At 46.0% G+C, this 13664-nt stretch carries 11 protein-coding genes; 5 read left to right on the top strand and 6 right to left on the bottom strand.

Annotated features, from left to right (window positions below):
- Positions 1-35 precede the first annotated feature (35 nt).
- Positions 36-3494, top strand: a complete 3459-nt coding sequence (locus tag IEY67_RS23975) for a DUF1080 domain-containing protein (RefSeq protein WP_183671764.1) — start codon at positions 36-38, stop codon at positions 3492-3494.
- A 159-nt stretch (positions 3495-3653) separates the two neighbouring features.
- Positions 3654-6026: a sensor histidine kinase gene (locus IEY67_RS23970; RefSeq protein ID WP_183671763.1), complete on the top strand. Its 2373-nt coding sequence runs from the start codon at positions 3654-3656 to the stop codon at positions 6024-6026.
- Positions 6027-6032: 6 nt separating this feature from the next.
- Here IEY67_RS23970 and upp read toward each other — a convergent pair whose 3' ends face one another.
- Both upp and IEY67_RS23960 read right to left on the bottom strand, forming a co-directional pair.
- Entirely contained in the window at positions 6033-6686 is a 654-nt protein-coding gene (gene upp, locus IEY67_RS23965) for a uracil phosphoribosyltransferase (protein WP_122354072.1), read from the bottom strand.
- Positions 6687-7030: 344 nt separating this feature from the next.
- Positions 7031-7321 carry an HU family DNA-binding protein gene (locus tag IEY67_RS23960; protein ID WP_007652950.1) on the bottom strand — a complete coding sequence of 97 codons (291 nt, stop codon included), beginning with the start codon at positions 7319-7321 and terminating at the stop codon, positions 7031-7033.
- A 274-nt stretch (positions 7322-7595) separates the two neighbouring features.
- On the opposite strand from IEY67_RS23960, the gene IEY67_RS23955 reads away from it, so the two are divergent.
- From IEY67_RS23955 to IEY67_RS23945, 3 genes are all read left to right on the top strand, one after another.
- Positions 7596-8555: a hypothetical protein gene (locus IEY67_RS23955; protein WP_158583194.1), complete on the top strand. Its 960-nt coding sequence runs from the start codon at positions 7596-7598 to the stop codon at positions 8553-8555.
- Between the two features lie 128 nt (positions 8556-8683).
- Positions 8684-9697, top strand: a complete 1014-nt coding sequence (gene murB / locus IEY67_RS23950) for a UDP-N-acetylmuramate dehydrogenase (protein WP_183671762.1) — start codon at positions 8684-8686, stop codon at positions 9695-9697.
- Entirely contained in the window at positions 9697-10452 is a 756-nt protein-coding gene (locus tag IEY67_RS23945; protein ID WP_183671761.1) for an MBL fold metallo-hydrolase, read from the top strand. The genes murB and IEY67_RS23945 overlap by 1 nt, the downstream gene beginning before the upstream one ends.
- An 89-nt stretch (positions 10453-10541) precedes the next feature.
- Here IEY67_RS23945 and IEY67_RS23940 read toward each other — a convergent pair whose 3' ends face one another.
- The 4 genes from IEY67_RS23940 to pheS form a co-directional block, all read right to left on the bottom strand.
- The gene (locus tag IEY67_RS23940) at positions 10542-11429 is read right to left on the bottom strand and encodes a hypothetical protein (RefSeq protein WP_183671760.1); all 888 of its coding nucleotides are present in this window, start codon (positions 11427-11429) and stop codon (positions 10542-10544) included.
- A 3-nt stretch (positions 11430-11432) separates the two neighbouring features.
- Positions 11433-12074, bottom strand: a complete 642-nt coding sequence (gene nth / locus IEY67_RS23935; protein ID WP_122354066.1) for an endonuclease III — start codon at positions 12072-12074, stop codon at positions 11433-11435.
- A gap of 4 nt (positions 12075-12078) precedes the next feature.
- Positions 12079-12465: a fluoride efflux transporter CrcB gene (gene crcB / locus IEY67_RS23930; protein WP_122354065.1), complete on the bottom strand. Its 387-nt coding sequence runs from the start codon at positions 12463-12465 to the stop codon at positions 12079-12081.
- A 75-nt stretch (positions 12466-12540) separates the two neighbouring features.
- Complete coding sequence (gene pheS, locus IEY67_RS23925) at positions 12541-13560, bottom strand: phenylalanine--tRNA ligase subunit alpha (RefSeq protein WP_122354064.1); 1020 nt, start codon at positions 13558-13560, stop codon at positions 12541-12543.
- Between the last annotated feature and the right edge of the window lie 104 nt (positions 13561-13664).

Below are 13664 nucleotides of genomic sequence, written 5' to 3'. Positions count from 1 at the left end.
TTAGGGGTTAATATACTAAATCAAAAGAGAATAAAATGAGAAAAGCATATATATCGATTGCCAGCTTGCTATTATTCGGCAGCGTACTGATGGCTCAGTCTCCGGCAAACCGTACAGCTAAAACAACTGCGGCAGATGTACTGGCCCAGATGCCTGCTGAGAAACAGGCTGAATATAATAAACTGATCAATGACCTGAAAGGTACCGGCGAAGAAGGGGTACTGATGTTGGTCAACATGATAAACGCTCCCGGAAAGGGTAGCAATGCACAGGTGGATTACGCTTTGAGCGGCCTGACGCATTATGTGATGGCGAAAGGAGAAGAAAGCGCCCGCCTGGCAACAGCAAATGCATATCTGAAAGCCTTAGATATGGTGAACGAACGTGAAACCAAAGCATTTATCATCCGTCAGCTTCAAATCCTGGGACAAGACGAATGTATCGATGCGCTATCTGCTTATCTGGGTGATGAAAGCCTGAGTGGTCCGGCTGCACGTGCATTGGCTGCTAATGGCAGCGAGAATGCCGGCAAGGCTTTACAAGCCGCTTTAATGCGCCGTATGGGTACTCCGAAGACACAAAAAGATATTATCGTTGCGATCGGTGAGGCACAGGTGGAAGGAACGGAAGATCTTCTGAAAGCGTTAGTGGGTTCGGGAGATGAAAGTATGCAGAAGGCTGTCCTGCACTCATTAAGTCGTGTGGGAAGCAAGGCCTCTATCAAAGAACTGGCTGATGCTGCAGCGGCTGCCGGATATACAATGACGAAGACAAATGCGAACGAAGCATATATCGCGTTGCTGAAACGCGTTGCTGCACAGGGAGATGTAAAGGAAGTGGAAAAGGCTGCCAACGATCTGTTGAAGAAAGCTACCAAAGCAGGACAGACTCAGACCCGTGACGCAGCTTTGCAGATCCTGTTATCGCTGAAGAAAGAAAACAGTACTAAATTATTGCTTTCAGCTCTGAAAGACGGCAACAAGGAATATCGTAATGCAGCATTGAACTATGCATCCGATTTTGCAAATAAAGAAGTATATATCGAAGTGATGAAGGCGATGCAGAAAGCAAAACCGGAAGTGAAAGTGGATGTTATCAACTGGATCGGCCGTGAAGCTAAATGCCCGTCTAAACATGATGTGATCAAGAATCTTGAACTTCGTTTCGATCTGACAGCTATGCAGGTTCTGCTGGGTCAGTTGAAAGACGAGAACTTCGATGTGAAACAGGCAACTGTCTGGACAATGGTTAAGATAGGCGACAAACAGGTTATCCCTGCTCTTGCCGATTTACTGACAAGCGACAATAAAGATATAATCCTGTTGGGACAGGATGCATTGGCTGCCTTCAGCGGTGATATCGACCAGGCTGTAGCACGTGCTATCCCGTCTGCTACGGATGCCGGAAAGATTGCCGGTGCTGAATTGCTGGCTATGCGTAAAGCGACGGCCAACCTGACGACGGTACTCGAACTGATCAAGTCCGGTTCACCGGAAGTGAAGAAAGCGGCTTATACTGCATTGAAAGATGTCGTATCGGAAGGCGACCTGGTCAATCTGTGCGGAATGCTCGAAACTGCAGATGCGTCTGCCGTGGCTCCGATCCAGCAGGCTGTGATCTCCGCGATCTCTTCTATGTCTCCTGCAAAACAGAAAGAAACGATCAGCCGTCGTATGCTCCAGGCCGGCGACAGCAAAAAGCATTTGTATTATACTGTTTTGGCTACAACCGGTGAAAAAGATGCGCTGGCTACTATCGTAGATGGTTTCCGTAAGGGATCGGGTGCTGCCCGCGATGCTGCTTTTGATGCTTTATTGAACTGGAAAGGTATCGAAGCTGCCGACGAACTGTATGCCATCTGTGCGGATGCTCCTTCTTCCGCTTATTTCGATCGTGCTCTGAAAGCCTATGTGAAGTTGGTTTCTAATCCTGCCTTTACCGGCGAGAATCGCTTATTGAGTTTGCGTAAGGCGATGGAAATTGCTAAAACAGATGAACAGAAGAATATCATCCTGAAACAGATTGAACGGACAGGAACATTCCTGGGAATGTTGTATGCCGGTGAATTCCTGGATCAGAAACCTGTTCAGCAGGCAGCAGCCAACGCAGTCATGAATATTGCTTTAGGAAATAAAGACTATACAGGAACCAATGTACGTGAATTGCTGAACAAAGTAATGCAGGTACTTGACAATCCGGATGCCGGTTATCAGAAAGAAGCGATCAAGAAACATCTGGCTGAAATGCCGCAGGGTGAAGGCTTCGTTTCTATCTTCAACGGGAAAGACCTGACAGGCTGGAAAGGCTTGGTTGAAAATCCGATCGCACGTGCAAAGATGAAGCCAGCCCAATTGGCAAAAGCACAAGAGAAGGCTGACGATAATATGCGTCGTGACTGGAAAGTCGAAAACGGACTGTTGATGTTCGATGGTACCGGTTATGACAACCTGTGTACGGAAAAGCAATATGGCGACTTTGAAATGTATGTAGACTGGATGCTTGATCCGGCTGGTCCTGAAGCAGATGCAGGTATCTATCTGCGCGGAACACCTCAGGTGCAGATCTGGGATACTTCCCGTGTCAATGTAGGTGCCCAGGTTGGTTCCGGCGGTCTGTATAATAACCAGGTGAACCCGAGTAAGCCGTCTAAAGTGGCAGATAACAAGCTGGGCGAGTGGAACAGCTTCTACATCAAGATGGTTGGCGACCGCGTAACTGTAATCCTGAACGGAGAAAAGGTAGTGGACGACGTGATCCTTGAAAACTATTGGGATCGTAAACAACCGATCTTCCCGATCGAACAGATCGAATTGCAGGCTCATGGCAGTAAAGTGTACTACCGTAATATATATGTAAAGGAACTGGAACGCAAGGAACCGTTCAAACTGTCGGCAGAAGAACAGAAAGAAGGTTTCAAAGTCTTGTTCGACGGTACTAACATGCATCAGTGGACTGGAAATACAGTCGACTATACGATTGAAGATGGTTGTATCTCTATGATACCCAGCAAGAGTTATGGTGGAAACCTGTATACAAAGGATGAATTCGGAAACTTCGTTTATCGTTTTGAGTTCCAGTTGACTCCTGGAGCGAACAACGGCGTAGGTATCCGTACTCCGATGGAAGGCGATGCTGCTTATGTAGGTATGGAGATCCAGATACTGGACTGCGAACATCCTATCTATAAAGATATTACCAAGTATCAGCACCATGGTTCCGTTTACGGTATCATCCCAACGAATGCCGATCACCACAAAGCATTCAAGCCGGTGGGTGAATGGAATGAAGAGGAGATTGTTGCTAACGGTGATAATATCCGTGTAACAGTGAATGGAGTGGTGATCCTGGAAGGTAACATCCGTGATGCCGTTAAGAACGGAACACCTGACGGTAAGGAACATCCGGGCTTGTTCAACAAGAAAGGACATATCGGATTCCTGGGACATGGCTCACCTGTGAAATTCCGTAATATCCGGATCAAAGAATTGAAATAACAGATTCTTATCTGAAAGGAAAGCGGAGCTCGGTTTATCGGTCTCCGCTTTTTTTATTTTAACGTAGAATCTTTGAAAAGCCTTGAATATAAATGAACTTTAATTTGCTGGAATGATTTTTAATACCGAATTTTGTGTTCATACTAGTATGAGTAATGTATGGGTACAGATCAGTATAAGTTATTATTGGATACGGCACAAGTTGGTTGGTGGGAAATTGATTTCAAGAGAAAGTGCTATATCTGTTCAGATTATTTGATCAGTCTGTTAGGCTTGAAAGACAATGCCATTCCGACAGATGATTTTCTTGGTTTGATCCGCGAGGACTACAGGGCCAGGATAGCGAATGAGTTTGCTTATTTTAAAGAAGTAGGCATTTATGAGCAGATTTTCCCGATGAAGACCTGTTATGGTCTTCGCTTTGTACGGACAAAGATCTGTAAACGGGAGATCGATGCTACCGGAAAGATCTATGTACTGGGTATCCTGCAGCTAGTTCCTTTTAGTGAAACGGAAGAAAATAAGCCAGCCGTAAATAATCAGGTGGACAGTCTTCTCCGTCACCTGAACACCATATCCCGCGCTTTGCATTCTTTCATCCAGACAAACGACTTGTTGACTTCTATCCAACTGGTCCTTACCGAAATTCTGTTTTCCATCGACACAAAGGGACGAGCCTGTATTATGGAATACAGTGACGACAGAAAAACGATTAGTTGTACCTACGAAGTGTGTAGTGACGGCGTTTCGACTGTCCGTTCATCGCTGCAGAATATTCCGGTTTCCACATTGCCGTGGTCGACACGCCGGATACGGAATCTGTACCCGGTGATGATCAGTAATCTGGATGAACTGCCGGCAGAAGCGGGCGAAGAGAAAAAATACCTGCAGCGGAGAGGCGTACTTTCCTTTATCCTGATCCCTTTGATCATTAAGAAAAAGGCATGGGGTTATATCGGCATCGATATCGTCGACAAATATCGTATGTGGAACCTGGAAGATTATCAATGGCTTTCTTCCATCGCCAATATTATCAGTATCATAACGAAGATGGCGCGTATCAACGAGGCGCTCGACCGGGGTGAAAAGTTGTTGCGCAATATTTATACGAATATACCTGTCGGGATCGAGCTGTACGACAAGGACGGATTTCTGATAGATATGAATAATAAGGATGTAGAGATCTTTGGTTTGAACTCCAAGAAAGATGCGTTAGGGATCAACATTTTTGACAATCCGCTGCTTCCACAGGATGTACTGGACAAGATGTCCAGGAAGAAACCTGTCTCGTTCCGGTTGAATTATTCTTTTACGGATATCAGATCCTATAAATATTACCCAACCAGGAAGAACGATTCGATCGACCTGATAACAAAGGTCAGCATGCTTTATGATAATAAGGGTGAGTTGATAAACTATCTTTTTATCAATCTGGATAATACAGATAAAACGATTGCTTACAATCGTATTGAAGAGTTCGAATATTTCTTCACATTGGTCAGCCGTTATGCGAAAGTGGGATATGCCAAATTCGACCTGCTGACTCGCGAAGGATATGCGATCAGCCAGTGGTATCAGAACCTTGGGGAAAAAGATGGGACACCTTTACCTGAAATAATAGGAAACTATAAAAGTGTACATCCGGAAGACCGTGCCGTGATGCTGGACTTTTTTGATAAAGTAGTGAAGGGGGAAGCTACCAGTATCCGTAAAGAGCTACGTATCAAACATGAAGACGGATGGAAATGGATACGTGTCAATGTGATGTGTACTTCCCAGTTGAGTGATTCAGACAAGATCGAAATGATCTGTGTGAATTATGATATTACCGAGTTGAAAGAGACAGAGCAGCAGCGGGAAAAGGCGGAAGAGCTGGACCGATTGAAATCGGCTTTCCTGGCAAATATGAGCCACGAGATACGTACTCCGCTAAACGCGATTGTCGGCTTTTCGACCCTGTTGACCGAAACGGAAGACAAGGAAGAGCAATTGCAGTTTGTCGAGATAATCCAGAAGAACAATGAACTTTTATTGCAGCTGATATCCGATGTGCTCGATCTGGCGAAGATAGAAGCGAATACGATCGAATTCAAACCGGTAGATATACAACTGAAAGACTTTTTGGAAGATTTGGTAAAATCCATGAAAATAAAACTTCATGGGGGTGTGGAGCTTTGCAGTCAACCGGGTCTGGAGCCTTGTATCTTCACGTTCGACCATGTACGGTTGAGCCAGCTCTTTTCCAATTTTATCAATAATGCGATCAAGCATACGGAAAAAGGCTTTATTACATTGGCTTATGAACTTCGTCCGGATGAAATCGAATTTTCGGTCACTGATACGGGAGAGGGCATGAGTAAAGAAGTCCAGTCGCACGTTTTCGACCGTTTCTATAAAGGGAATGACTTTAAGCAAGGGACAGGTCTTGGACTTTCTATCTGTAAAAGTATTGTGGAACAGCAGAAAGGTAAGATCGGAGTAAGTTCAGAAATTGGCAAAGGTTCGCGTTTCTGGTTCTCCTTACCCCGATAAAAGATTTTATTCCTTTTCTCCGTAAGCCAGGTCTCCGGCATCTCCCAGTCCCGGGATGATGTACGAATGATCATCCAGCTCATCGTCGAGAGCAGCGATCCAGATGGTTGTTTTGTCATCCGGCATTTTCCGTTGCAGGTATTCTATCGCTTGTTTGCTGGCGATGATGGATGCCACATGGATATGCGCCGGGTGTCCTTTGGTCAGTAATGCTTCGTAGGCGAGTTCCATCGAACTTCCGGTGGCAAGCATCGGGTCGGTAATGATCAATGTCTTTTCGGTAAGTCTTGGAGAGGCTATGTATTCGATATGAATATCAAAGTTCAAACGGTCTTTGTATTTGCGATAAGCAGAGACAAAGGCATTTTCTGCATAATCGAGATAACTCAAAAAGCCCTGATGGTAAGGCAGTCCTGCCCGTAATATGGTACTGATCACTATCCGGTCGTCGGGAGTATTCATCGGTGCGATCCCTAACGGAGTCTGGATATCTTTCCGGGTGTAAGTAAAATCTTTACTGATCTCATAAGCCATGATTTCACCGATACGTTCGATGTTTCTGCGAAAGCGGAGACTGTCTTTCTGGATATCTACATCTCTGAGTTCGGAAACGAATCTGTTCAGGACGGAGTTTGATTCCCCAAGATTAACTATTTTCATGTGTATTCTGTTGTATTATGCAGACTAATTTTTTTTCGGAGCCGAAATTATATATAATTAGAGCATCACACAAATGTTTCTCTGTAAAATTCTAAATTTAGGGCAAAAGTTTCATATTCCGAAACAGGGTAGGTTGTTCGGATTCTGGAATTGCGATAATTGAGTAGGGGACATGCTGGCGGTTGTTTAATTAGAACCTGAATGTTTCGATATTCATTAAAAACACCTCATTTTACTAGAAATCTGTATGTATTTTTGCAGATATGATAAAGTAAAAGAACAAGGAGGTGTAAAAAAACATCCTTCCCGCAAAAGCAAGAAGGATGTTATAGAGAAAAATCATATTATTTTTTTTCGCCAGTGCCGTTCATAGCCTCCAGCAAGAATTTACCGGGTTTGAACTTTACCGTTGTTCTGGCTGGAATTTGTACTGGAGTACCAGTTTTTGGATTACGAGCCAGGCGACTTGTTTGAGGTCTCGGTATTAAAGTACCAAAACCAATAAGAGTAATTTCCTCTTTTTGCGACATTTTTTCGGTTACGATCTCGATGTAAGCATCTAATACTTTTTTCGCTTTCTGTTTTTGTAACCCTGCCTTATCTGCTAAGGCCTCGATAAGTTCTGCTTTGTTCATGAGTGTTTCTTTTTAATGATTATATACATTGCAAATGTAAGCCATTGCTTTTTCTATATGGTGTCTTTTTCCAAGTAAGCAAAATGGCGTTCATTTCTTATTAAACAATAGCTGTAGGCTTTTGTTACGATTAGAGAAACAAAAAACGTTAATTTGCATTGGGTTGCGGTAATCGAAACAAAGGAAGGCATTTATGCTATTGAGTGGAATCGTTCTTTGGACATTTTTGTAAAAACAATATGAGTAAAAACAGTAAAATAACATACTAATAATTATGAAAGATGCATTGAATAACGGGCTGATAAAAGCCATGAGAGAACATCTCCCGGAGGAGACGAACCTAGCTAACTATATTATGGATATTATATCCATAGGAAAAGAAGCTGTTTATCGCCGGTTACGCGGAGAGGTTCCGTTTACTTTTTTTGAAGTATCATTATTATCCCAAAGTCTGGGGATCTCACTCGATCAGATCGTGGGAACCAACCGGGCGGAAGGGGCCGTTTTCAATCTGAATGTCTCTAATACCATGAGTCAGATCGATAATTACCATGATATTCTCAAACGGTACCATAAGCTATTTGCTTTCATCAAGGACGATCCGAAGGCAGTCCTCAGCGCGGCATGCAACATCGTGCCGTTCACTTTCTATTCGCCTTTCGAACGTTTGACGAAGTTTCGCCTCTGCCGCTGGATGCATCAGAACAACGGGATGAAGATCACTGCCAGCATGTCTGATGTTGTAGTTCCGGAGAAGGTGCTGGAGTCGCAGCGTAAGTTGATGCAGGAACTCCGGCAGGTCCCGTCTTCCTATACCATATTAGATAGCAACATTTTCCAGTCGATGGTCAGGGAGATCAAATACTTTGCAGGATTGAATATGCTGACCGACGACGATATCGACGTTATGAAGCAGGAACTCCACCGTTTGCTGGACGAAATGGAGCTGATCGCGGCACGGGGAGAGTATTCGAACGGCAACAAGGCGTACCTTTACCTGTCGAACATCAATTTTGAAGCAACCTATACATTTCTGGAAAAGGGAAGTTTCCAGCTATGTATGTTCCGCCTTTATGCCATCAACTATATGGATTCGCAGCATCCGGAGATCTGCCGTGCCCAGAAAGAATGGATCCAGTCGTTGAAACGTTATTCCACTTTGATATCGCAGAGCGGGGAGATACAGCGAATGATCTTTTTCACGAAGCAGCGTGAGATCGTCGATACATTATAATAATGTAGCCGTGTGCTAATATGCCGGTCAGCCAATTATAAAGATATTTCTTAATTGGCTGATCGGTATATTGACCTATTGGCACATTATTACTACTTTTGTCCTGCAATAAATAATAAACAGATATTATGAGGATAGAAGAAAATTACTCCCTGGAGAAGCATAATACATTCCATCTGCCGGTGAAAACACGGTGGTTCATGGAATATACCGATGAAGAAGAATTAGGACGGATCTTACGGGACGAGTATTTTCAGGAGTGTTTGTCGCTGCATATCGGATGCGGAAGCAATCTGTTGTTTATAAATGACTTTAACGGTATCGTTCTGCACTCGGCTATCAAAGGCATCAGTGTGGAGAAGGAAACCGACGAACATATCTGGCTGCGCGTCGGAGCCGCCGAGAAGTGGGACGACGTTGTTGCGCATGCCGTTGCCAACGGGTGGGGAGGGATCGAGAACCTGTCGCTGATCCCCGGCGAGGCAGGTGCCGCCGCTATCCAGAATATCGGAGCCTATGGGGCGGAGATAAAAGATGTGATAGAAAGTGTGGAAACATACAACCAGCTGACTTTTGAAAAGCGGATTTTTACGAACGAGGAATGTCAGTACGGTTATCGCTCCAGCTTCTTCAAAAACGAACATAACGATCCGTACATTGTTACATATATACTGATACGGTTGGATAAGCGCCCTGCTTTTTCCATAAACTACGGTAACCTGAAGGAGGCGCTGGCCGGTTGTCCGGAGCTTACTCTGGATGCCGTTCGCCGGACGGTGATCGCGATCCGTGAGGAGAAGCTGCCCGATCCGGAGAAGCTGGGAAATGCAGGCAGTTTCTTTATGAACCCGGTCATTTCGGCCGCCCAGTTCGGAAAACTGAAGGAGCAATATCCTGCGATACCTTCTTATCCGGCAGGCGAGGGGAAAGTGAAAGTCCCTGCCGGCTGGCTGATCGAACAGTGCGGTTTCAAAGGAAAGTCGCATGGCCAGGTAGGGGTATATGAGAAGCAGGCGTTGGTTCTCGTCAATCTGGGAGAGGCCAGGGGGCACGAGATTGCTTTGGTGGCGGAAAGTATCCGTACCGCCGTAAAAGATCGTTTTGGCATCGAGATAATGCCTGAGGTTAAATATGTAGGATAATGAAAATTACATTTCTGGGAACGGGAACTTCGACCGGGGTTCCCGAAATAGGCTGCCAGTGTGAAGTATGTACAAGCAAAGACCCTCGCGACTGGCGTCTGCGCACATCGGTATTAGTAGAAACGGAGGGCAAACGTCTCTTGTTGGACTGCGGACCGGATTTCCGCTGGCAGATGATCCAAAGTAAAACGTATCAGCTGGATGCAGTCCTGATTTCACACGAACATTATGACCATGTCGGAGGGCTGGACGACCTGCGTCCCTTTACCCGTGACAAGAGTGTGGATATATACGCGGAGGAGAATGTGGCCGAAGCGATCCGTACCCGCATACCTTACGTCTTCCGCGAACATAAATATCCGGGTGTCCCCAAACTGGAACTTCACACTATAGACAATACACCTTTCGTAGCCGCCGGTTTGCCGGTCGTGCCGATCCGTGTGATGCACGGGCGCCTGCCTATCCTGGGTTACCGGATAGGGAATATGGCCTACCTGACGGATCTGAAGTCGCTGCCGGAGGAAGAGTTTGCCAAATTGCAGGGATTGGACGTGCTTATCCTGACCGCCCTCCGGAAAGGAGAGCATCCGGCACACGAGAGCCAGGAAGAGGCGCTGGCCATGATCGGACGTTTGCGTCCGAAGGAAGCCTACCTTATTCATATGAGTCACCGCATCGGTTTGCATGCCGAGGTGGAAAAAGAATTACCCCCGCATGTGCATTTTGCGTACGACGGACTGATGCTTTTCAGTTGACAGTTGACAAGTGACAGTTGACAGTTGGAAGAACAGTCTGGTGATTGTGAGTAATCCGTATCTGTCATCTGTCAACTGTCACCTGTCAACTAGAAAGTACATCCCGTATAAAAGAACTTTCCGTTCTCTTCGTAAATCTGGTTGGAGATATGGAGTTGTGGGAAACGCTGTTCCAGCCTGACCGCCAGCGTATCGGCTATCGTCCGGAAAAGCGTGTCGGCAGGTTCAAGATAAGACAGGCTGCTGAAATAACAGATATTCCCTTCACTCTCGAACAAGTCCGCTGCCAGCCACCTGTCGCTGACCCTCCACTGCGTCGAATCGTTGCTCTTTACGTATAAGTCGAGCAATTTCGACTGTATCAGCAGGTTGACCGGGGCATTGTTGTCGAGCGTTTTGCGAAGCCTCATCTGTTCTTTCGACAGGTTGTTTTTCTGCTTCCTTTGTATGGCGGCCACTTCCTCCAGCAATTTCTTGCTGTAACTGGCCACCCAGACACCATTATATTCGTAATAGCCGAAGAACTTGTTTCCCGTATCCGGGCAATAGGTGAAAGTAATTCCCCCTCTTGCCTGTTGTTGGGGAGCGAACGACCTGAAAGCCTGTTTCAGCACATTCTCCTCGATTTGCCGCACGATGTTGTTGTCCACTTTCGCATACATGACGACACCCTGCGGATGAAACGAGAGATGCAGCGAGGCGATCTCCGGATTCTTCCGTATGATGTTCAGGTATATATCCGGAATTTCGGAAGCGAACGCCTGATAAACAGGCTCTTTCGTCAGTATGACCTTGGCGAAGACGGCGGGGCGGTTGACGGCCAGTATGGCTTCCGGTGCCGGTGCGGTCAGGGTGTACAGGTCGGTTTGTGCCAGCTCCTTACTCTTCTTCATGTCACCGAAAAAGTAGCAGACTGCCGACAGGGTAGCGAGAGCAGTTAAAATGGTAATCACTATTTCCCGCCTGTATATTCTCATGCTTTATATTTTTGCCTTCAGGAAATACTTGCACCAGGGCTTCAGGCCGCAGGCTTCGCACTTGGGTTTTCGTGCCACGCAGACATATCGTCCGTGCAGGATCAGCCAGTGGTGGGCGATGGGTATCTGTCTTTCCGGTATGTTTTTCACCAGTTCCTTTTCCGTTTCGAGCGGCGTTTTGCTGTTGTTGGTCAGGCCGATGCGGTTGGCTACGCGGAAGACGTGTGTGTCTACCGCCATCGTCGGTTTGTTGTAGACCACCGATGCGATGACATTCGCCGTTTTGCGTCCTACGCCGGGCAGCTTCTGCAACTCGTCGATGTCGGACGGCACCACGCCTCCGAAATCAGAGATCAGCATCCGTGCCATGCCGACCAGATGTTTCGATTTGTTGTTGGGATACGAGACGCTGCGGATATATTCGAACACCACCTCCGGCGTAGATGCAGCCAGCACTTCGGCTGTAGGGAAATCCCTGAACAGGGCGGGGGTGATCATATTTACACGCTTGTCGGTACACTGGGCCGACAGGATCACGGCAATAAGCAGTTGGTACGGATCGTCGTAATGAAGCTCTGTCTCAGCAACCGGTACGTTTTCTTCGAACCAGTTCAATACACCTTTATATCGTTCTTCCTTTCTCATATTGTTATTTCAATAAAGATAAGACATTTTTTCCGAGTAACAAACCCAAAAATACCGCAATAAGTCCTAAGATATTGCTAGCCAGTATATTTAGAAATGCTAATTTATAATCGCCCGTTTTCATGAGCGACATTGTATCCAGTGCGAACGAAGAGAAAGTAGTAAATCCGCCGAAAAGTCCGGTGAACAGGAAAGCTCTTGTGTTGGCAGAGAAGTTGTAATTTTCGGCCAGGCTCCAGCAGAAGCCGATAAGGAAAGAGCCGATTACGTTAACGGAAAGTATCCCGAAGGGAAAGGAGTAAAGCAACGACCGCTGCACCCACATGGAAACCCAATAGCGTAGTGCCGATCCGATTGCTCCTCCTGTAATTAAAATCAAAACCTTTATCATCTTTCATCCTCCAGTGTGTTTTCCCCGGGCTGGTTAGAGGCCCGGGGATGATGGTACATGATTTAGGTTTTCAATTTAATTGGCTGATTCGAATTGTTTCAGGAAACGGACATCGTTTTCAGAGAACATTCGAAGGTCTTTAACTTGGTATTTCAGGTTGGTTATACGTTCGATACCCATTCCCAGAGCGTAGCCGGTATAGACTTTACTGTCGATACCGCAATTTTCGAGTACATTCGGGTCTACCATACCGCAGCCGAGGATCTCTACCCAGCCGGTATGTTTACAGAAAGCACATCCTTTACCGCCGCAGAGGTTGCAGGAAATATCCATTTCCGCAGAAGGTTCCGTGAACGGGAAGTAGGAGGGGCGCAAACGTATTTTCGTTTCCGGACCGAACATTTCTTTTGCAAAGAAAAGTAATGCCTGTTTCAGGTCGGCGAATGAGACATTCTTATCGACGTAAAGCGCTTCCACCTGGTGGAAGAAGCAGTGAGCACGGTAAGAGATGGCCTCATTACGGTACACACGTCCCGGGCAGATGATACGGATGGGAGGTTCTTGATTCTCCATCACGCGGGTCTGTACCGACGAAGTGTGCGTACGCAGTAAAACGTCCGGGTTATGTTGTATGAAGAATGTGTCCTGCATATCACGCGCAGGATGATCTTCAGCGAAATTCAGGGAAGAAAACACGTGCCAGTCATCTTCGATCTCCGGTCCTTCAGCGATGCTGAATCCCAGGCGTCCGAAAATATCACAGATTTCTTTTTTAACGATCGAAAGGGGGTGGCGTGTACCGAGTTGCACCGGATAAGCGGTACGGGTCAGGTCGATGTCGTCGTTGCCTGTCTGTACGTTGTCAAAACCTTCTTTCAGTTCGTTGATCTTATTTTGAGTAGCTTCTTTCAGCTGGTTCAGAAACTGTCCCACTTCACGCTTCTGATCGGCCGCAACGTTGCGGAAATCGTTCATCAGGGAAGATATCTCACCTTTCTTGCTGAGATATTTGATACGTAAAGCTTCCAGTTCTTCGGCATTTGCAGCCTTCATATTCTCTACTTCCTGAAGCAGAGCTTTAATTTTATCGATCATTTCTAATCATATTTGTTTTCGACGTGCAAATTTACTCCTTTCTTTTGGATACTGCAACCGATTGCAGCAGGTTTTTTATTAAAAACGTGATTCTGCGGGTTGAT

It is taken from the genome of Parabacteroides faecis (assembly GCF_014647375.1).
Lineage (GTDB): Bacteria > Bacteroidota > Bacteroidia > Bacteroidales > Tannerellaceae > Parabacteroides > Parabacteroides faecis.
This window is presented reverse-complemented; position numbering and strand designations above follow the sequence as displayed.

Excerpts from the sequence above, each read along its gene's own strand:
- IEY67_RS23975 (WP_183671764.1), top strand. The coding sequence starts at position 36 with ATGAGAAAAGCATATATATCGATTGCCAGCTTGCTATTATTCGGCAGC.
- IEY67_RS23970 (WP_183671763.1), top strand. The coding sequence starts at position 3,654 with ATGGGTACAGATCAGTATAAGTTATTATTGGATACGGCACAAGTTGGT.
- upp (WP_122354072.1), bottom strand. The coding sequence starts at position 6,686 with ATGAAAATAGTTAATCTTGGGGAATCAAACTCCGTCCTGAACAGATTC.
- IEY67_RS23960 (WP_007652950.1), bottom strand. The coding sequence starts at position 7,321 with ATGAACAAAGCAGAACTTATCGAGGCCTTAGCAGATAAGGCAGGGTTA.
- IEY67_RS23955 (WP_158583194.1), top strand. The coding sequence starts at position 7,596 with ATGAAAGATGCATTGAATAACGGGCTGATAAAAGCCATGAGAGAACAT.
- murB (WP_183671762.1), top strand. The coding sequence starts at position 8,684 with ATGAGGATAGAAGAAAATTACTCCCTGGAGAAGCATAATACATTCCAT.
- IEY67_RS23945 (WP_183671761.1), top strand. The coding sequence starts at position 9,697 with ATGAAAATTACATTTCTGGGAACGGGAACTTCGACCGGGGTTCCCGAA.
- IEY67_RS23940 (WP_183671760.1), bottom strand. The coding sequence starts at position 11,429 with ATGAGAATATACAGGCGGGAAATAGTGATTACCATTTTAACTGCTCTC.
- nth (WP_122354066.1), bottom strand. The coding sequence starts at position 12,074 with ATGAGAAAGGAAGAACGATATAAAGGTGTATTGAACTGGTTCGAAGAA.
- crcB (WP_122354065.1), bottom strand. The coding sequence starts at position 12,465 with ATGATAAAGGTTTTGATTTTAATTACAGGAGGAGCAATCGGATCGGCA.
- pheS (WP_122354064.1), bottom strand. The coding sequence starts at position 13,560 with ATGATCGATAAAATTAAAGCTCTGCTTCAGGAAGTAGAGAATATGAAG.